13 protein-coding genes, 5 tRNA genes and 3 pseudogenes are annotated in these 19402 nt (G+C 38.2%); 7 read left to right on the top strand and 14 right to left on the bottom strand.

Annotated elements, in window-relative coordinates; genetic code table 11:
- Positions 1 to 29: 29 nt before the first annotated feature.
- From ACU5DF_RS19235 to ACU5DF_RS19225, 3 genes are all read right to left on the bottom strand, one after another.
- Positions 30 to 620 (bottom strand): hypothetical protein, encoded by a 591-nt coding sequence (locus ACU5DF_RS19235; protein ID WP_446713897.1) that lies wholly within the window; start codon positions 618 to 620, stop codon positions 30 to 32.
- A gap of 221 nt (positions 621 to 841) precedes the next feature.
- Positions 842 to 1105, bottom strand: coding sequence for a hypothetical protein (locus ACU5DF_RS19230; RefSeq protein ID WP_045103181.1), 264 nt, complete (start codon positions 1103 to 1105; stop codon positions 842 to 844).
- 10 nt (positions 1106 to 1115) lie between these two features.
- The gene (locus ACU5DF_RS19225; RefSeq protein ID WP_446713896.1) at positions 1116 to 2039 is read right to left on the bottom strand and encodes an SPOR domain-containing protein; all 924 of its coding nucleotides are present in this window, start codon (positions 2037 to 2039) and stop codon (positions 1116 to 1118) included.
- Between the two features lie 168 nt (positions 2040 to 2207).
- Between ACU5DF_RS19225 and ACU5DF_RS19220 the strand changes: the two genes are divergently transcribed.
- From ACU5DF_RS19220 to ACU5DF_RS19205, 4 genes and pseudogenes are all read left to right on the top strand, one after another.
- Positions 2208 to 4088, top strand: a complete 1881-nt coding sequence (locus ACU5DF_RS19220; protein ID WP_446713895.1) for a DUF294 nucleotidyltransferase-like domain-containing protein — start codon at positions 2208 to 2210, stop codon at positions 4086 to 4088.
- Positions 4089 to 4097: 9 nt separating this feature from the next.
- A complete protein-coding gene (locus ACU5DF_RS19215) occupies positions 4098 to 4814 on the top strand; it encodes a 3'-5' exonuclease (protein ID WP_045103184.1) in 717 nt (238 codons plus the stop codon).
- 84 nt (positions 4815 to 4898) lie between these two features.
- A complete protein-coding gene (locus tag ACU5DF_RS19210) occupies positions 4899 to 5405 on the top strand; it encodes a helix-turn-helix domain-containing protein (protein ID WP_446711479.1) in 507 nt (168 codons plus the stop codon).
- A pseudogene (locus tag ACU5DF_RS19205) lies at positions 5369 to 6247 on the top strand (IS3 family transposase); the annotation flags it as partial. The gene ACU5DF_RS19210 and the pseudogene ACU5DF_RS19205, both read left to right, overlap by 37 nt.
- Positions 6248 to 6324: 77 nt before the next feature.
- On the opposite strand, the gene ACU5DF_RS19200 reads toward ACU5DF_RS19205, so the two are convergent.
- The 10 genes and pseudogenes from ACU5DF_RS19200 to ACU5DF_RS19155 form a co-directional block, all read right to left on the bottom strand.
- A complete protein-coding gene (locus tag ACU5DF_RS19200; protein WP_045103185.1) occupies positions 6325 to 7905 on the bottom strand; it encodes a BCCT family transporter in 1581 nt (526 codons plus the stop codon).
- A 237-nt stretch (positions 7906 to 8142) separates the two neighbouring features.
- Positions 8143 to 9085 (bottom strand): annotated as a pseudogene (locus ACU5DF_RS19195) (ABC transporter permease).
- Positions 9086 to 9087: 2 nt separating this feature from the next.
- Positions 9088 to 10065, bottom strand: a complete 978-nt coding sequence (locus ACU5DF_RS19190; protein ID WP_446713894.1) for an ABC transporter permease — start codon at positions 10063 to 10065, stop codon at positions 9088 to 9090.
- A 143-nt stretch (positions 10066 to 10208) separates the two neighbouring features.
- Positions 10209 to 11763 (bottom strand): annotated as a pseudogene (locus ACU5DF_RS19185) (ABC transporter substrate-binding protein).
- Between the two features lie 64 nt (positions 11764 to 11827).
- Positions 11828 to 13543, bottom strand: coding sequence for a dipeptide ABC transporter ATP-binding protein (locus tag ACU5DF_RS19180; RefSeq protein WP_446713893.1), 1716 nt, complete (start codon positions 13541 to 13543; stop codon positions 11828 to 11830).
- Between the two features lie 558 nt (positions 13544 to 14101).
- Positions 14102 to 14178, bottom strand: a tRNA-Pro gene (locus tag ACU5DF_RS19175).
- Between the two features lie 74 nt (positions 14179 to 14252).
- Positions 14253 to 14328: transfer RNA gene (locus ACU5DF_RS19170), tRNA-His, on the bottom strand.
- Positions 14329 to 14370: 42 nt separating this feature from the next.
- A tRNA-Pro gene (locus ACU5DF_RS19165) sits at positions 14371 to 14447 on the bottom strand.
- An 85-nt stretch (positions 14448 to 14532) separates the two neighbouring features.
- A tRNA-His gene (locus ACU5DF_RS19160) sits at positions 14533 to 14608 on the bottom strand.
- A gap of 44 nt (positions 14609 to 14652) precedes the next feature.
- A tRNA-Arg gene (locus ACU5DF_RS19155) sits at positions 14653 to 14729 on the bottom strand.
- Positions 14730 to 15008: 279 nt separating this feature from the next.
- Between ACU5DF_RS19155 and ACU5DF_RS19150 the strand changes: the two genes are divergently transcribed.
- Entirely contained in the window at positions 15009 to 15416 is a 408-nt protein-coding gene (locus ACU5DF_RS19150; protein WP_446713892.1) for a c-type cytochrome, read from the top strand.
- A gap of 80 nt (positions 15417 to 15496) precedes the next feature.
- On the opposite strand, the gene rep is transcribed toward ACU5DF_RS19150, so the two are convergent.
- The gene (gene rep / locus ACU5DF_RS19145; protein WP_446713891.1) at positions 15497 to 17512 is read right to left on the bottom strand and encodes a DNA helicase Rep; all 2016 of its coding nucleotides are present in this window, start codon (positions 17510 to 17512) and stop codon (positions 15497 to 15499) included.
- Positions 17513 to 17701: 189 nt separating this feature from the next.
- Here rep and ACU5DF_RS19140 point away from each other — a divergent pair, with 189 nt between their 5' ends.
- Both ACU5DF_RS19140 and ACU5DF_RS19135 read left to right on the top strand, forming a co-directional pair.
- On the top strand, positions 17702 to 18268 hold the full coding sequence (locus ACU5DF_RS19140) for a TetR/AcrR family transcriptional regulator (protein WP_446713890.1): 567 nt from the start codon (positions 17702 to 17704) through the stop codon (positions 18266 to 18268).
- A gap of 18 nt (positions 18269 to 18286) precedes the next feature.
- Entirely contained in the window at positions 18287 to 19393 is a 1107-nt protein-coding gene (locus ACU5DF_RS19135; protein WP_446713889.1) for an efflux RND transporter periplasmic adaptor subunit, read from the top strand.
- Positions 19394 to 19402: the final 9 nt, after the last annotated feature.

Genomic DNA, 19402 nt, shown 5'->3' with positions numbered 1-19402 from the left:
TTTGTTTGTTCTCTATCTCACATTAAAATTTAATGCGAGTGATCATGGTGATGGTTATGACCGCAACCACATACTGGTGCAGCGATCACGCTTTGTAGGGGGTGAAACTCCATTTTTTCTTGCAGAGCTTCTGGCGTTAACGAGTTTATTAACTGCATATTTCCCATATTCACCGCATCCACATTACCCAACTCACGCTGCGCTTTAACCACTTCAACAAACTGACGGCTTAACGCTTCTGGTAACGTAAACTCACGAACAGCGATTAGCAAATTCGTTGCGCTATCAACGGCAATCATAGAAGTAGACAGGGTTTTCTCTTCTGTCAGTGTGAAATAATCGTCAGGAATAGCTGCTGAGTTTAATTGCATTTCAAATGCTAGATCACCAAAGCTAACCACGACTAAACAGCCGCCTTTTTCCGAAGAAACCACGCCTAGTTGCACGTCAGTTTGGCCTAATATTGCTTGTTCGTCAGCGGTAATATTCCCAAGGCCAACATAAAGCATGTTTGGTAAATCATTACGGAACAACTCAAGCATTGCACCATCACCTTGTTGGAAAGGATGATCTGTAAACGTTTGTCCAACTTGAAATTGCGGAGTGTTGTGTTCAGCCATAATGATTACCTTATTAGATTCTTAGCTCGATTTGATGAGATAAGTGTAATCTTTATTTGAGAAATGACTATCCCTGTAAAAAACAAATAACTATTACATGGGTGTAATAATCTTATTTGAACTATGCTGAAAGGAGTTTCAGTATCAGCTAATAAATAAATGGGAAACTACTATGTAATTTCCCATTCATTATCTCGATCATAAATATGATTAAACTATACTCACCCGCGCGGCTTAAACTCTAAAACCGGCGCTTTTTCACCTTCATTAATATCTTTTGGATTATTAATCACCAAAAAATCTAGTGCACGTCCTGTTGGGCTTAGCAATGCTAACTCTTCTTGATGCTCATCTTCCAAGCAAATATTTAGCGTTATATTTGAAAGTGCTTTTACACCAAACTCTTCTTCTAATGTCTCTAATGCTTCTTGTAAATTCTCAGCTAAAGACTTACTGTCCCAGCGACCTTTAAATTGGATTTCCAACGACTTTTCCTCATGCCTTCTTTGTACACATCACATTTAGCATTGATGTATTTTTTAATATTCTTACCGCACCATCTTTAAAGAAGCCCTGATTATCAGCTCCCCAATAAGGCAGTTGTATTGGCCACTTATTTTTATTCATGATGTTTGAGTCGATTAATTGCAACCATTGCTCTTTGGTCAATAAGTTCATTCCTAATTTCTGACAAATGTCAGCACTGTGTTCAAAACTAGCACGTAACCAAGGTTTACCATCTTCCATATAAAAACCTTCATCACCATTGTCTATAAATGGAACAATAAACTGATGACCATCAATTTCAGTTTGCTTACGTATCGTCACTGAATATGACTCAGATTTGCGCTCTAATTTTGATTGTACTTTAGGCGTTGGTTTTAATTTTGGTTCAGATTTCACAACAACTTTAGGCTGCACTGCCTTTTCTTTTTTAGGTACGCTCTTAGAAGATGAAGCAGCGACTTCCACTTCACGTAAAATTGAATTACTAAATAGCTTATCACTTTGCAATGATTTTAACTGTGTTCGAGCTGTTGCTATATCTTGATAAGGACCAATAAGGCAGCGATTACGTTTTGGTTCTACTTTCATGCTAATTGGTGCATTCACTTTACTTTGTACTCGTTGTAATTTATCAGCACTAAGTTCTGTGCTAAAGACACCACATTGAATCCAAAACTCACTTTCACCTGCCGCTAATTTAGGTTCTCGATTTCCCCATAATGCCTCACCGACAGGACATGAATTGCTTAATCTATTTGATGATATATCTTGACTAAAACACGTAGAGGCTAATGCACTATTTGTCGAGGTAAGATGCTTATTTAAAGCGTCTGACGCTTGAGTAGTAGAAGCCATCATCATTAGTGATAATGGTAAAAGCGTTAATATTTTAGGTTTTTGATATATCGCCATTATTTGATTACCATTTAATTTTTTATCATTTACTTAGCTTAGCAAAATCATTGTGAAAAATCCGTGATGTTTCAAATATCCGTATGATTTAATCATAATTCAGATAGCTATCCCTATAATGTTAAACTAAACTAAATCCTTACTTTTTACCTTACTATCGAGCCTTACATGGAAGTTGAACTGTTAGAAATCCAACACTTTTTGTCTCAATACCCTCCGTTTAGTTTATTACCTGAAGAAGCAATAAAACAAGCAGCTCAAAGCGTTGAGATTTCCTATTATCGTGCGGAAAGTATGGTGATTGGATTTGGTGATGAGATTAAAGATCTTTATATGGTTCGCAGTGGGATAATTGAAATTTATCGTCGTAATGGTGAATTGTATAATCGTGTCGACGAAGGCAGTATTTTCGGCCAAATGGGACTATTAATGAACAACAAGGTTCGTTTCCCAGCCAAGGCACTGAATGATTCCTTATTATATTGCATTCCTGAATCTGTATTTGATGATTTCTGCGAGCGTTATGACGAGTTTTCAGATTTTGTTGAAGTAGAGGATACCACTCGCCTAAAGCAAGCTGTCGAAAATAATAGTGATGATGCAAACGATTTAACTACCTCTAAGGTGAAAACATTATTAACCCGTGAAGCGGTAATGATAACTAAGCACGAAACCATTCAATCTGCTGCTAAAACCATGGCAGAAGAGAACGTATCAGCAGTATTAATTACCGACCCAGAAATTAATACTGATGAAGAAGATAATGATTTTGTGGGTATTATTACTGACCGAGATTTGTGTACTAAGGTTTTAGCATGTGGACTTGATTTTGAAACCCCAGTATCAGAGGTTATGTCTACCGAGCTTATCTCGCTAGATCATAACGCTTATGTATTTGAAGCTATGTTAATGATGCTTCGCTATAACGTCCACCACCTACCTGTATTGAGAAACAAACAGCCTATTGGTGTCATCGAAGTCTCTGATATCGTTCGCTATGAATCTCAAAATAGTTTGTTGTTTGTAAGCAGTATTTTTCAGCAGCAAACCATTGAAGATTTGGTCATCCTTTCAGACCAATTAAAAGATTGTTTTGTCCGTATGGTCAATGAAGACGCTAATTCTCATATGGTTGGTAGTGCAATGTCAGAAATTGGACGTAGCTTTAAGCAACGACTGTTAGAATTAGCAGAAGAAGAACTTGGAGAACCACCAGTCCCTTATTGCTTCTTAGCATTAGGTTCAATGGCGCGTGATGAGCAGTTGATTGTTACCGACCAAGATAACGCAATTATTTTAGATAATGACTATAACGACTCTGAACATGCTGATTACTTTAAAGCTCTATCTGATTTCGTTTGTGATGGCTTAGCAGCATGTGGTTATAAACATTGTAGTGGCGATATTATGGCTACCAACCCAGAGTGGCGAAAAACACAGTCTGAATGGGAAGAATGTTTCGCTGATTGGATTGATAATCCAGATCCACAAGCCTTATTAAACTGTTCTATTTTCTTCGATTTGAATGGCGTTTATGGTCGAACTAAATGGGCAGAACAGCTAAATGGTTTCATTGTTCGACGAGCTAAAAAGAATAATCGTTTTCTCGCTTGTCTTGCTAGAAATGGCTTACGTCGCACGCCACCATTAGGTTTCTTTAAGGATTTTGTGATGGAAAAAGATGGCCGTCATAATAATTCAATTAACTTAAAACGCCGTGGAACAGCGCCCCTCGCAGATTTAATACGAGTGCATGCTTTAGCTATTGGTTCTCAAGCCCAAAACTCATTTGAACGTCTAGATGATATTATTGAAGCGGGTATTTTACCAAAATCAAAAGGGGTCGATTTGCAGCATGCTATGGAATTTATTTCATTGGTTCGCCTTCGCCACCAAGCGTTAGACGTTGAAGCAAATATTGAACCTGACAATAATATCGAGCCTGAAAATATGTCTGACTTTGAGCGACGAAACCTAAAAGATGCATTCCAAGTCCTGAGCAATGCCCAAAACTTTTTAAAGTATCGCTATAGTGCAAATAAATTCTAGGAGTTAATGATGTTTCCCTATTCTCCTCAAGAAATTTTAAATTGGTCTTCTTTTTTTAAACATAAGTGTAAGATCAGTAAAGATAAAAGACTTAAGAATTTTTATAAGTCAGGAACCTATGACGAAGAGACACCACTGAGCGACATTGATTTTGTTGCGTTGGATTTTGAGACCACAGGGTTAGATGCCAATCAAAATAGTATTATCAGTATTGGTTTAGTCCCATTTAGTTTGCAGAGAATTCGCTGTCGTGAATCACAGCATTGGTTTGTAAAAGCTCAAGATAGCTTAGAAGAAGAGTCTGTGGTTATCCATGGGATCACTCATACAGATCTACAAAACGCACCTGATTTACGCCGTATTCTGGTTAAGGTCTTAGATGCACTAGCAGGGAAAGTGGTTGTAGTACATTATCGAAGAATTGAGCGTGATTTCTTTGATACTAACCTTCGTAGTTTAATTGGTGAGGGAATTGTTTTTCCTGTTATCGATACAATGCAAATTGAAGGTGACTATCAGCATCAACGATCTAAGGGATTAATGAATTGGATCAAGGGAAACCGTTCTGAGTCGATACGTTTAGCTAATTCCCGCTCACGTTATGGCTTACCATCTTACCCTCCTCACCATGCGTTAACTGATGCCATTGCAACTGCTGAGCTTTTTCAAGCCCAAGTTCACCATCATTTCTCTTCTGATGACCCAATAAAAAAATTATGGTTATAAATTGATAACCTCTCATAAATAAAAAAGCCAATGAAGTGAACTGACCCCCAATAATTGGACAACCAATTACTGAGGGTCTTTTTTATGTCCAAATATAGTCGTGAGCTAAAACTAATTATTGCTAAGCAGTGCTTAGTTAGTCGTACATCAATTCAATTATCTAAAGAATATTCGATATCTGCTCGTCAGATACGATATTGGACTCAAGTATTTTCTATCCATGGTAAAAACTCATTTTTACCAACTACACATGCCGATAATGCCAAAACAAAATTACAAGCATTGAAATTAATGTGGACTAACAGTTGGTCTCTCACTCACACTAGTGCAGTATTAAACTTATCCTCCCCTGGCACGCTATCAGTCTGGCTTAAAACATATAATGAAGCGGGGTTTAAGGGACTCAAGAATAGTAATATAGGAAGGCCTTCAATGAAATTATTATCCAATACTACACAAAAATCAGATGACGAAATGACCATTGAAGAGCTAAGAGAAGAGTTAAGTTATTTACGAACAGAGAATGCTGTTCTAAAAAAGTTCGAAGAGCTGAAACAGAAAAAACGCCAACAAACAAAGAAAAAGCGTTAATTGTTTTAGCTCTCAAAGCTAATTACCCTTTAAAATATTTACTTCGTATCACCAGTTTGGCAAAAAGTGTCTTCTATTATCAGGCTCAAATAAGTAGAAGGCCTGATACTTATGAGCATGAGTTAGAGATGATTGAGTCTATCTACCATGAACATAAAGGACGTTATGGCTATCGACGGATCCATTTAGCTATGCGAAGAAAAGGTGTAGAGCTGAATCATAAAACAGTACAAAGGCTGATGGCGCAACTAAACCTAAAATCTATAGTAAGACCCAAAAAATATCGTTCTTATCGAGGAGAGGTGGGTAAATCAGTCCCAAATGTACTTGAAAGGGATTTTAGTGCTACGAAACCAGATGAGAAATGGGTAACCGATGTAACAGAATTTAAAGTTAACGGACAAAAAGTTTACCTATCGCCAGTGGTTGATTTATTCAATCAAGAAGTTATCGCTTATAAAGTGACAAAGAATGCACGTTTACCGCTAGTCACGGATATGCTTAAAGAAGCAATAGGCAAACTAAGTAAGGGCTCGAAGCCAATTTTACACAGTGATCAAGGTTGGCAATATCGACATAAGACTTATCAACAGGAACTTGTAAAGCATAGGCTTCAACAAAGTATGTCTAGAAAAGGAAACTGCTTAGATAATGCAGTAGCTGAAAATTTCTTTGGTTTACTTAAAACTGAAATGTATCATGGATACATCTTCAAGGATGCAGATGAGTTAATAGAAAAGATCGAAGAATATATCGAGTATTACAATACGAAGCGGATTAAGGTAAAACTAAAAGGCCTGACTCCGATAGAATATCGAAACCAGGCCTTACAAGCCGCTTAACTAAAATGTCCAACTTAACGGGGTCACTTCAGAAGATACTAATCTTCATCGGCTTTTTATTACAAACATCTTAAAAATTAAGAACGGTTATGTTTTTCTGTTCTCATACCCATTAGTAAGCTAACACACATTACCAATAAGATAATAGTGAATGGCAGAGCGGTAGAGATTGCACCGGCTTGCAATGCTTCAATCGCCTGAGTTCCACCAACCCACAGTAGAGCAACCGCAATTGCACCTTCCATGAATGCCCAGAACACACGTTGTGGTACTGGTGCATCAACTTTACCACCAGCAGTAATACTATCGATAACCAATGAACCTGAATCTGATGAGGTAATAAAGAATACCAATACCAGAACGACTGCAATTAATGAAAGGATGTTACCCATTGGTAATGAATCAAACATTTGGAACATCGCTAGTGATACGTCAGTTAAACCTTTAGAACCTAAAGTACCAATATTATTCACTACTTGATCAATCGCTACGCCGCCAAAGATAGACATCCAAAGAACGGTGAAAATTGTTGGAACAATTAATACTGCAGTTAAGAACTCACGCACTGTACGACCACGAGATACTCGAGCGATAAACATACCAACAAATGGAGACCATGAAATCCACCACGCCCAATAGAACACAGTCCAACCATGCATCCACGCTTCATCTTCACGACCATGAGGATTACTTAGTGGAATAATATTTTCAACATAGCCCATGATTGTTGTTGGGATCGTGCCCATTGATACCGCAAATGTCACTAAAGCAACAAAAGAAACCAGTACAATTGCAATCAGCATATTAATATTACTAATCACTTTTACACCGCCATCAATACCGCGCATAACCGAGATAACAGCAAGTAAAGTAACAATAAAAATAATCGCAACTTGTAAGCCTAAGCCACCTTCCATGCCAAACACATGTTCAAAGCCACTTGCAGCTTGTTGAGCACCTAGCCCTAGTGATGTCGCCAGGCCAAATAAGGTCGCTAATACCGCTAAAATATCAACAATGTGTCCTGGAATACCCCATGTTCTATCACCAAGAATTGGATAGAAGATTGAACGCATTGAAAGTGGTAAGCCTTTGTTATAAGCAAAAAATGCTAAAGATAAAGCAACAACGCCATAAATAGCCCAAGGATGAAGACCCCAGTGGAACATGGTTGCTCCTAGTGCTAATTTCGCAGCTTCTGGGGTATTTGCCTCAACACCAAGCGGCGTTTCATACCAACCAGTAAAGTAAGCAACAGGTTCTGCAACTCCCCAGAACATGAGACCAATACCCATACCCGCTGCAAATAACATGGAGAGCCAAGATATCATTGAGTAATCAGGCTTTGCTTTGTCGCCACCAAGACGGATTTTGCCAAATGGCGATACAATCAATGCTAAACAGAAAATAACAAAGATGTTGGCAGACCACATGAACAAACCATCAAACGCATTAATAATTTTCCATTTAAAGCCATCTAAAACGGTTTTTGCTGCTTCTGGATCAGTTACTGCAACAGCAACTAAGAAGAGGGCTATCAGACCAGCACTGATGCCGAAGACGGGATTATGTACATCAAACCCCCATTTTTGAACGTTATCCTGTCCAACAGTATAATCCGTATTATCTATACTGTACTTGTCCTTATTTCTACTCATTATTCCTCACTTCGAACCGAAGTTCTCTGTTTTGGTTTAATTCAAATACTCGATTTAAAATATTTAAACACACTGCATGATCCTAACAACTGAGTAAATTATTACCAGTAAAAGCGACAAATTAGTCAGAAAAACAACAAAATAAGCTTCTTTTCTTTCCTGTAAGACGTTATTGATGTTTTATAAACAAAAAAAAAGCGATGATTAAATCACCGCTTTTAAGTTAACTTTTAGTTGTTAGTCTTTATAAATTTTTGGGTTAAATACATCTCTTAACCAGTCACCAAGCAGGTTAATTACTAAAACTAAAGTAACTAATACCAAGCCAGGGAATGCGGTGATCCACCATGAACCAGAGAAAATATAGTTAAAACCAATACTAATTAATGAACCTAATGACGGTTGATCTACTGGTAAGCCTAAACCTAAGAAAGAAAGTGCGGCTTCCGACATAATCGCGTTGGCAATCTGTACTGTTGAAATAACCAAAATAGGCGATAGACAGTTAGGTAAAGATATGACGAAACATAATGCGTGGAGAACGAAATCCCATCACTTTTGCAGCTTCTACGTATTCTTTTTTCTTCTCTGCCAATACAGATGCACGGATCGTACGTGCATACTGTGGCCATTCGGCAACACCGATAATCACAACGAGCATGATTACCGCATATTGGCTGAAAAACTCAGTACCAAAGCTTGCTTTAAAAATTGCAGATACAATGATCGCAACCATCATGGTCGAGAATGATAACTGTACATCAGCAAAACGCATTAAGAAACTGTCAATTCGACCACCAAAATACCCTGCAGACAAACCAATCACAATGCCTAATGTAAGCTGTACTGCAACGGCAAGAAAACCAATCGTTAATGATAAACGAGAACCATAAAGAATGGTTGATAGAACATCACGACCTTGGTCATCAGTACCTAGAAGGAAACGTTCATCGCCCTCTTCCATCCAAGATGGAGGAAGCTCAGAATCCATAATATCGATTGAACTCAGATCATACGGATTACTTGGAGCCAGTACTGGTGATAACAATGCACCTAAAAGAAACACCATAAATACAGCAAAACTGAACATTGCTACTTTATCGCGTAAAAAATAATACAAAAAGTCTGATGATTTGAATCGTTCCCAACGTGTTGGAACGTGGTTAGTCGTTACATCCATGGTTACGCTCCTTTCCCTGTGATATCTACGGTTGGGTTAATTAGTCCATATAACAAATCGACAATGGTATTTGTCACCACAAAAATTAGACCGACAAAGATAACGTAAGCAGTAATCAGTGGTGTATCAACACGGTTAATCGCCTCTAAGAATAAGAAGCCCGTTCCCGGCCACTGGAATACTGTTTCTGTTAAAATGGTATAAGCGACCATAGTACCAATCTGAACACCACCCACGGTTAATACCGGTAGCATGGTATTTTTAAGTGCGTGTTGGTAATAGATTTTATTTGTTGCAATACCTTTAGCTTTTGAAAATTTAATGTATTCAGAGCTCAGCACTTCTAACATTTCAGAACGAACCAAACGAATAAATAAAGGAAGCATAATTGAAGCTAATGAGATACAAGGCAATACCAAATGAGCTAAACCATCAAGAGTAAAGAACCCTGATTCCCAACCTAATAAATTATAAGTTTCGCCTCGTCCATAAGACGGTAGCCAATTTAATTCAATCGAGAAAACATACATCAGCATTATAGCGGTTAAGAATACGGGTACAGAGATACCAATACTACTGAATGCCATGATAGCTTTAGTGAAAAAACTTTTTGGGTGAATAGCAGAATAAACACCAAGAGGAATCGAGAGACAAACAATAATTATAGCGGACCCTAATACTAACTCTAAGGTTGCAACTAGCTTATCAAGAATGACTTCTACCGCTGGTTTTTTAAAGAAATAAGACGTGCCCAAGTCACCTTGAACCGCATTAGTAATAAAACGAGTGTACTTTGTGATGAATGGGTCGTTTAACCCTAAATCATCCCTCAGAGCTTGACGCTCTGCTTCTGAAACTGATTGTCCAACCAATTCACGTAACGGGTCACCCAAATTATCTTGGATGGAAAACGCAACCAGACTGATCACAAACATCACTATCAGTGCCTGAAACAGGCGCTTGACCAGAAACGTAAACATTCCTTGTCCCCTTAATCTATCCTAAAAATGATATGGCAATTAAAACCACACCTAAAAAATTACTCGCATTTCTTTTTATTACATCTCATTTAAAAAGAAAGGCTGCCCTGAAGCTCAGAGCAACCTTGTCACTTTAAAAGAGATTATTTAACAACTAAATCACCAAAGTATGGGAAGTTCATTGCGTTTACAATTGGTTGAACTTGAACGTTAGATTTCGCACCCCACGCTAGGTTCTGCCAATGTAGAGGAACAAATGCAGCATCGTCATACAATGTTTTCTCAACACCTTGTAGCATTTTATTACGCTTCGCGATGTCAGTTTCTACGTTAGCTGCTGTAACTTGGCTATCTAGCTCTGGGTTTGAGTAATGACCACAGTTATATTGACCTTTACCTGTTTCTTCATTACGAGTCATTGTTAAGAACTCAGAGAAGTTCGCTGAATCTTCTGTATCTGAGTGCCAACCAATCATCATCATGTCAGCAGAACACAGATCAAACTCTGGCCAATATTGTGCTTTTGGTAATGTTTTCAGATCAACTTTAATACCAATCTTCGATAGCATCGCCGCAGATGCTTGTGCTACTTTTGCATCATTCACATAACGGTTATTTGGTGCCATCATACTAAGTTTAAAGCCGTTTTCGTAACCCGCTTCTTTCATTAGCTGTTTTGCTTTTTTAAGATCGTAACGTGGCACTAGATCTGCATCATAACCAGAATATCCAGATGGACCTTGCTGACCAGCTGCTGTAGCGAAGCCTTTCATGATTTTCTTAACAATACCTTCATTATTAATCGCATGAACAATCGCTTGACGAACACGCACGTCTTTTAATGCTTCATTACTAGTTTTGGTTCATTTGGAATGTAATGATACGAGTACCAGGTAGAGTTACTAGATCAATACCTTTTGTTTTCTTCACTCGTTTATGATCATTTGGTGCAACTGGCGCAATCATGTCTACGTCACCAGAAAGTAGAGCGGCTACTCGTGTTGCATTTTCTTTAATTGGAACCAGTGTTAGTTCGTCAACGTTACCTGGGGAGTTTGTATCCCAGTAACCATCAAAACGATCAAACACAACCTTTACACCTTGCTCGCGAGATTTAACAACAAATGGACCCGTACCTGAAATATGTGTAGAAGCATATGAGTTACCATGCTTCACAACTTCTGATTTATCTTTACCTTCTGCTGTTTTACCGGTGTAGAACTTACTATCCATTGGAAAGATGTAAGTTGCAGTTTGCAGTACTAACGGGTAAGCACCATTAGAAACAAGCTCAATCGTATAATCATCAACTTTTACTAATTTTTCATACGGTTCAAAAATTGCTTTAAAATCTGGTGAATTTCTTAGTCGCTCAAATGTCCAAACCACATCATCGGCAGTCATCTCATTACCAGAATGGAACTTAACACCTTTGCGTAGTGTGAAACGAACCGTTTTTTCGTCCAAACGCTCCCACTTTTCAGCAAGACGAGCTTCAAAATCTAAATCTTGCGTGTAACGTACTAGGGGATCAAACACCATATGAGATAGTTGTAAAGTACCGCCCGATAGCTGCTCATGCGGATCAAGTGAAACTGGATCTGCATCATAAGCAACTGTAATATCTGCTGCTGCTGCACTAAAGCTTAGACCTGCTGCCATCAGAGCGATAGCCAATTTTGTCTTCATGGTTTTCATTGCATAACTCCTTATGCGGGAATTCATCCCTAGTTTGTTGTGTTTTTACTTATTATTAGACGGTTTATACCGCTGTTATATCTTCTCTTAAGCCTTTAAATTCCGGCATAAGTGAAATTAATTGCTTACTGTATTCATGCTGAGGATTCGTATAAAGATTTTCAGTTGGAGCTACTTCCAATAGCTTACCCATCTGCATCACACCCACTCGATCACACATTTGACGAATAACTGGTAAATCGTGACTGATAAACAACATAGTTAAATTTAACTCATCTTGTAAATCTTTTAATAAATTGAGAATTTGTGCCTGAACCGATACATCTAACGCTGAGGTTGGTTCATCACAAATTAATAGACGTGGACGTGTTGCTAATGCTCGAGCAATCGAAATTCGTTGACGCTGGCCGCCCGAGAACTCATGCGGATACTTCAATGCAGCCATTCGCCCTAAACCAACGTGATCAAGAAGATCATTCACGATCTGTTGTGTCTCTGCTTCTGAACCGGTCAACTTATGAAAACGGATAGGCTCTGCGATGATATCGAAGATTTTCATACGCGGATTCATTGAAGTATATGGATTTTGGAAAACCATTTGCATTTGTCGACGCATTGGACGACGCTCTTTTTCAGATTTAAGAGCTGTAAGATCAACCCCCTCAAATGTCACTGAACCTGAATTTGGTGTATACAAACCGGCAATAACACGGGCTATTGTTGATTTACCTGAGCCAGATTCACCAACAAGACCAAACGTTTCACCTTCATGGATATCAAAGCTAACATTATTTGAAGCTTGAACGTATTCACGGCGACTTTCAAACATAGAATCTTTCGTCACAAAACGAAGACTAACATTATCCACTTTTAATAATGGGCCTGAATATTCACGATGATCTTGGCTTTGCCCTAACCAATGTGTCTTTACATCGATACATTCATGCTCTACAGCTTCTTCGATGTAACTTACCAATGGAAAACGATCTAATTTGATATCTGAGCGAGGTACTGCTGAAATTAAGCTACGAGTATAAGAGTGATCTGGATTACCTAGAACCTTGTCTGTGTTACCAAACTCAACTAAATCACCACGGAACATTACTGCAACTTTATCTGTAACGTTAGAAACAACTCCCATATCATGGGTTACTAGCATACAGCCTACATTTTTTTCAACGCAGAGATCTCGAATAAGGCTTAGAATTTGATCTTGAATAGAAACATCAAGTGCTGTCGTTGGTTCATCTGCAATGATAAGATCTGGCTCACCAGCCAAAGCGATCGCAATAACAACACGCTGACGCATACCACCTGAAAATTGATGTGGGTATTGTTTTAGACGGTTTTCAGGCTGTGGAATACCAACCTGATTCATAAGAGATAATGCTCTCTCATATGCTTCTGCTGCTGATACTTTTAAATTCGCATGAATGGTTTCTGTAATTTGCTGTTCGACAGTAAACAGAGGATTTAGCGACGTCATCGGATCTTGGAAAATAAAACCAATTTTAGAACCTCTAACTTTACGCATCTCTTCTGTTGATAAACCCGAGACTTTCTCACCATCTAAAAAGACCTCTCCATCAGCAATAACACCAGGAGGACTTAATAAATCAATAACAGCATTACCTACTGTTGACTTACCTGCACCTGATTCACCAACAACCCCTACAATTTCACCACGCTCTATTGAAAATGATAGCGATTTCACTGCGGCATGAACACCATGGCGAGATGGGTATTCGATACGTAAATTTTTAACTTCTAAAAGTGACATTATCAGACTCCGACTACTCGGCAGCATCCTGCCCTGTCTGCACATTGATTCCATTCGAAACAGCGATAAATACTGTAACCTGATTAGGACACCAATGTAGTCAATTATTCACAAAAAAGCAACAATCAAAGAGTATAAAACTAATATATGTCATTATACTGAATAAAAAGTCATTTAAAACTATATCAAATGAGATGTTTGACTATTGTAAAGTGCTATAAAATCAAAATAAAACATACAGTTAATAACAATTCAATAAGTAAGTTATCAAGCTTAAATTTCAAAACTTTTAGATAAATACACATAATATATTTTAACATTAGAAATGATGCATTAATTTAGATACGTGATTAGTACCAGAGTTTTATAACGTAATTTTAGTTTAAAGCCAGTGTAAGCTATCAAAATAAGAATAAAACTAAGTCATAGAAACTTGTAGAATCAGAGTTTAATTCAGGAATAAGTCACAACGTAAAATAGTGATTCTGTGATAAAGGTTAGAATAATATAAAGCAGAAATGAAAAAAGCCTCGTCATTTCTGACGAGGCTTTTAAAGGTGGTCGGTGAAGAGGGATTCGAACCCCCGACCCTCTGGTCCCAAACCAGATGCGCTACCAAGCTGCGCTATTCACCGAGTTTTTATTTGATTCTTGGGATGGAGCTTGAATCAAAAAGGGAACCTTATTTACTAAGTTACCTTAAAATTAATGGGGTGGCTAACGAGATTCGAACTCGCGACCACCGGAATCACAATCCAGGGCTCTACCAACTGAGCTATAGCCACCACTAACTTTTTATATAACCGCTATTGCGATTATTGAAATAGTGGTCGGTGAAGAGGGATTCGAACCCCCGACCCTCTGGTCCCAAACCAGATGCGCTACCAAGCTGCGCTATTCACCGACAAATTTTGTTTCGATTCTTGGGATGTTACTTGAATCAAAACTGGAAACTTTATTTACGTAAGTAAACTTGGTTACCAAAATAATGGGGTGGCTAACGAGATTCGAACTCGCGACCACCGGAATCACAATCCAGGGCTCTACCAACTGAGCTATAGCCACCACTACTTTATTACTTTTTCTGTGCCTTTAATTTCTATTCCGGATGGCACGCCCGAAAGGATTCGAACCTTCGACCTTTGGCTCCGGAGGCCAACGCTCTATCCAACTGAGCTACGGGCGTATACCCTATCGGCGGAGAAGGATAATACGGATATGAGGCACCTTCGTCTAGTGTTTTTTTTACTTTTTTTATCGTTTGGTCTCTTTTTCGACAATTCCTTGCCATTTATCCTCATTTTCTTTGGGTCTAGTGGTTTATTGCAACAATTTAAGCAGATATACTCACTCAATATTTACACGAAGTTAACTCTGCTACTTTTCAAAGTACGTTTTAAAATCGATAAATACTATAAAATGGCCTTAGGCCAATAATAATAACTGGGAGTGTAAAGTGAGCTTTATGGAAAAATCTATTCGTAACATCATTATTGCAACAGTCGCTGCATTAACTTTTTCAACTACCTCATTTGCAGCAGGTAACTCTGATGATGCAATTGCTGAACGAATTAAGCCCGTTGGTCAAGTTTACCTAGCAAGTGATATTCCTGTGGTTGAAGAGCCAACTGGCCCTCGTTCAGGAGAGCAAGTTTATGGTACTTTCTGTATTGCATGTCATGCAACAGGGGCTGCTGGAGCTCCGAAAACACAGAATGCCGCTGAATGGGCTCCACGTATCGCTAAAGGCATGGATGTTTTAACAGACCACGCAATTAACGGCTTCAATGCGATGCCTGCTCGTGGTAGCTGTATGAACTGTTCTGATGATGAAGTAATTGCGGCTGTTGAGCACTTAATTAAAGGCCTATAAATTAATTCATAACTAGATTAATTACTTGAGCAATAAAAATGCCCACTAACGTCATCATGTTGTGGGCATTTTATTTCTGTTTATTTTTTAAGCAGAGCTCTAAGGTTAGCTATATTGGCTTTTCCTTTTTCCATTCTCTCTTCTTGAGTCGGTTTTGGTTTTTTCATTTCCCAATCTAAATCATCATGTGGGAGCTCTTCTAAAAATCGACTAGGCTCAGGGCGGATCAACTCTCCATACTGGCGACGCTCTTTACATAAGGTAAATGTCAGCTCTTTTTGCGCTCGAGTTATCCCTACATAAGCTAAACGACGCTCTTCTTCTACATTATCTTCATCAATACTCACTTGGTGAGGTAGAATTCCTTCTTCTGCACCAATTAGAAAAACATAGGGGAACTCTAAGCCTTTTGATGCATGTAGCGTCATTAATTGAACTTGGTCTGCACCATCTTCATCTTCACCTCGCTCCATCATGTCACGCAATGTTAAACGCTGAACCACTTCTTTTAGTGTCTTTTCTTCTTTGTCATAGTTATCACCCTCAAGATCAGCAACAATCCATGAATATAAGTCAGAGACGTTTTTCATTCGCATTTCTGCTGCTTTTGCACTAGTTGATGTTTCATACAACCAATCTTCATAGTGAATATCTTTCACTAGAGATCTAACTGCTTCAACGGTATTACCACGCTCAGCGTTTTCTGAAATAGACACAATCCAATGGCTAAAACGACGTAATGATTCTAAACCTCTCCCTGATAATGTTTGTTCTAGACCCATTTCAAAACTGGCTTCAAACAAACTTTTTCCACGCATATTAGCGTAGGTACCTAACTTCTCTAACGTCACAGGGCCAATCTCACGCCTCGGTGTGTTCACTACACGCAAAAAAGCATTGTCATCATCAGGATTAGTTAGCAAGCGCAGATACGCCATAATGTCTTTAATTTCAGCACGAGAGAAAAAAGAGGTACCACCTGAAATCTTATAAGGTACTCGGTTTTGCATTAACGATTTTTCGATCAAACGTGATTGATGGTTACCACGATATAACACGGCATAATCTTTATAGTCCGTTCGATTTAAAAAGCGATGGGCAATAATCTCACCAACAACACGCTCTGCTTCATGATCATCATCTTTTGCTGTAAGAATTTTAATTAGCTCACCATCTGGGATCTCAGAAAAGAGTCGCTTTTCAAATACGTGTGGATTATTTGCGATTAAGATATTTGCGGCACGAAGAATTCGGCTAGTTGAACGGTAATTTTGCTCTAATTTAATCACTCGTAAATTTGGATAATCTTCATTTAAAAGAACTAAATTTTGAGGCTTCGCACCGCGCCATGAGTAAATCGATTGATCATCATCACCAACAACAGTTAATCGACCTCTTTCACCAACGAGTAATCTAACTAATTCATACTGACTAGTATTGGTATCTTGATATTCATCAACTAATAAATAACGAAGTTTCATTTGCCAACGCTCACGTACTTCTTGATTGGTTCTAAGCAGTAAAACAGGTAATGATATTAGATCATCAAAATCTAATGCGTTATACGCTTTCATTTGATTAAGGTACATTTCATAACAGAAGGCAAAAAGCTGCTCTTGTTCTGAACGAACAATGCCTTTGACTTGTGTTGGCGTCAGCATGTCATTTTTCCAATTAGAAATACAACTCAACAGTTGACGCAATAAATCTTTATCACCATCTATTTGCTGTTCAGTTAACTCTTTTAAAAGTGCTAATTGGTCTTGGTCATCAAATAAGGAAAATCCTGCTTTTAAACCAAGTACTTTGTACTCTCGACGAATAATATCTAATCCTAGGGAATGAAATGTAGATACCATTAATCCTCTAGATTCTTGTTTACCTAACGTTTGCCCTACACGCTCTTTCATTTCACGTGCAGCTTTATTAGTAAAGGTTACTGCTGCAATATTACGCGCTTTATAACCGCATTGCTGAACGAGATAAGCTATCTTGTTTGTGATTACACGTGTTTTACCTGACCCTGCACCAGCTAATACCAAACATGGCCCTGAGACAAATTTTACTGCCTCATCTTGCTGTGGATTAAGTCTCATGAATCACCTATAAAATCAATAATGAAATATTTGTATCTATAATAAAGCGGTCTAGTTGTGAATACCACGCAAACTAACAATGAAAAAATGTAATATTTACGTTTCTTGACATAAAAACAGATTACATTTTACACATTGTGGCCTAAAATAATGAATGAACGTTCATTCATTTCATAAGGGTGATTATTTATGAAGGAAAAGCATCAACTCATTCTTGAGTCTGCTGAACAACTATTAGCAACTGATGGATTTAGCGGCCTGTCTATGCAAAAAGTCGCGAATCAAGCTGGAGTTGCTGCTGGGACAATTTATCGTTACTTTGATGATAAAGAAGCGTTAATCCAAGAAATAAAACTAAATATTATGCAACGTGTAGCATTTGCTATTCAAAAAGACGTGAATGATTCCGATCCAATAAAAACTCGTTTTCGTACCATGTGGTTAAATATTTGGTATTTTTCTAAATCTGAAAAAAATACTTTTTTAAATCGAAACCAATATGAAGCTCTTCCTGCTACTGATTTGGCTAAATTTAGGGAACTAGAAAAAGAAATGTTTGCCCAAGTTAATCAACTCTTTGTAGATGGACTTGAGCAAGGCGTATTTAAACCACTTAGTATAGAAATACTAACCGGACTCAGTTTAGAGGCAAGCGTATGTTTGGCTCGAAAACATGCCCAAGGTTTTTTTACATTAACCGACGAAGATCTCAACGCGGCAATTGAAGCCAGTTGGGACGCTATTATTAAACACTAATTTGGAGTTCTAATTAGAATGAAAAAGTGGACTTTCTTTATGTTGCTTCTTGCCCTACTTCTGTTTGGTAGCGTAATTGGCTTTAACATGATCAAACAACAAAAAATTGCTGAATATATGGCTAATCGACCTGAACCGGAATTCCCAATTACGGTTGAGACTATTAATCCATCAAATTGGACGCCAACAATTGAAGCTATCGGCTTTATTGAACCAAACCAAGGTGTGACTCTAACAACTGAAGTTAATGGCGTTATTGATAAGATTTCATTTGATTCAGGCAGCCAAGTTAAAGAAGGTCAATTATTGATCTCTCTTGATTCTAAAGTAGAAAAAGCTAACTTGAAGAGTACTCAAGCTCGCTTACCTGCTGCTGAAGCAAAATATAAGCGTTATAAAGGCCTTTATAAAAAAGGGTCTATTTCAAAAGAAGCTTACGACGAAGCTGAAGCAAACTATTATTCTCTTTCTGCTGATATTGAAAGTATGAAAGCGTCAATTGAGCGTCGTGAAATCAAAGCACCGTTCTCTGGTATTGTTGGTATTCGTAATGTTTACCTAGGCCAATATTTGCAACCAAGCACTGATATTGTACGTTTAGAAGATTCAAGTGTGATGCGTTTACGCTTTACCGTCCCTCAAACGGACATCTCTCGTATTAACATTGGTCAGGACATCGATATTTCCGTTGATTCTTACCCGAACGATACTTTTAAAGGTTCTATTAGTGCAATTGAACCAGCTGTAAATATCCAAAGTGGTTTAATTCAAGTACAAGCCGATATTCCAAATAACGGTGGCAAATTACGTAGTGGTATGTTTGCTCGTGCAGAAATTATTCTTCCAACTCAAGAAAACCAAGTTGTAATCCCTCAAACCGCAATCACATTTACTCTGTATGGTGACAATGTGTATATCGTATCTGACGTTGATGGTGAGAAACGTGTACAACAACATGTAGTAAAAGTAGGTGAACGAGCGAGAGAGATTGCTCACATCCTTGAAGGTGTAAAAGCAGGTGATACTGTTGTAACAACAGGTCAAGTTCGTTTAAGTAATGGTGCAAAAGTTCGTATCGTAGAAAGTGATGCGACAACACCACCAGCTCAAACACCAATGCTTTAATCGGAGAAA

It is taken from the genome of Aliivibrio wodanis, from assembly GCF_052920805.1.
Note: the sequence above shows the minus strand (reverse complement) of the source record. Positions and strands in the feature narration are given on the sequence as shown.

What these genes read in the sequence shown, in the direction of transcription:
- ACU5DF_RS19190 (WP_446713894.1), bottom strand. Translation starts at nt 10,065, where the DNA reads ATGTTTACGTTTCTGGTCAAGCGCCTGTTTCAGGCACTGATAGTGATG.
- rep (WP_446713891.1), bottom strand. Translation starts at nt 17,512, where the DNA reads ATGAGACTTAATCCACAGCAAGATGAGGCAGTAAAATTTGTCTCAGGG.
- ACU5DF_RS19135 (WP_446713889.1), top strand. Translation starts at nt 18,287, where the DNA reads ATGAAAAAGTGGACTTTCTTTATGTTGCTTCTTGCCCTACTTCTGTTT.
- ACU5DF_RS19180 (WP_446713893.1), bottom strand. Translation starts at nt 13,543, where the DNA reads ATGTCACTTTTAGAAGTTAAAAATTTACGTATCGAATACCCATCTCGC.
- ACU5DF_RS19220 (WP_446713895.1), top strand. Translation starts at nt 2,208, where the DNA reads ATGGAAGTTGAACTGTTAGAAATCCAACACTTTTTGTCTCAATACCCT.
- ACU5DF_RS19215 (WP_045103184.1), top strand. Translation starts at nt 4,098, where the DNA reads ATGTTTCCCTATTCTCCTCAAGAAATTTTAAATTGGTCTTCTTTTTTT.
- ACU5DF_RS19150 (WP_446713892.1), top strand. Translation starts at nt 15,009, where the DNA reads ATGGAAAAATCTATTCGTAACATCATTATTGCAACAGTCGCTGCATTA.
- ACU5DF_RS19235 (WP_446713897.1), bottom strand. Translation starts at nt 620, where the DNA reads ATGGCTGAACACAACACTCCGCAATTTCAAGTTGGACAAACGTTTACA.
- ACU5DF_RS19225 (WP_446713896.1), bottom strand. Translation starts at nt 2,039, where the DNA reads ATGGCGATATATCAAAAACCTAAAATATTAACGCTTTTACCATTATCA.
- ACU5DF_RS19200 (WP_045103185.1), bottom strand. Translation starts at nt 7,905, where the DNA reads ATGAGTAGAAATAAGGACAAGTACAGTATAGATAATACGGATTATACT.
- ACU5DF_RS19210 (WP_446711479.1), top strand. Translation starts at nt 4,899, where the DNA reads ATGTCCAAATATAGTCGTGAGCTAAAACTAATTATTGCTAAGCAGTGC.
- ACU5DF_RS19140 (WP_446713890.1), top strand. Translation starts at nt 17,702, where the DNA reads ATGAAGGAAAAGCATCAACTCATTCTTGAGTCTGCTGAACAACTATTA.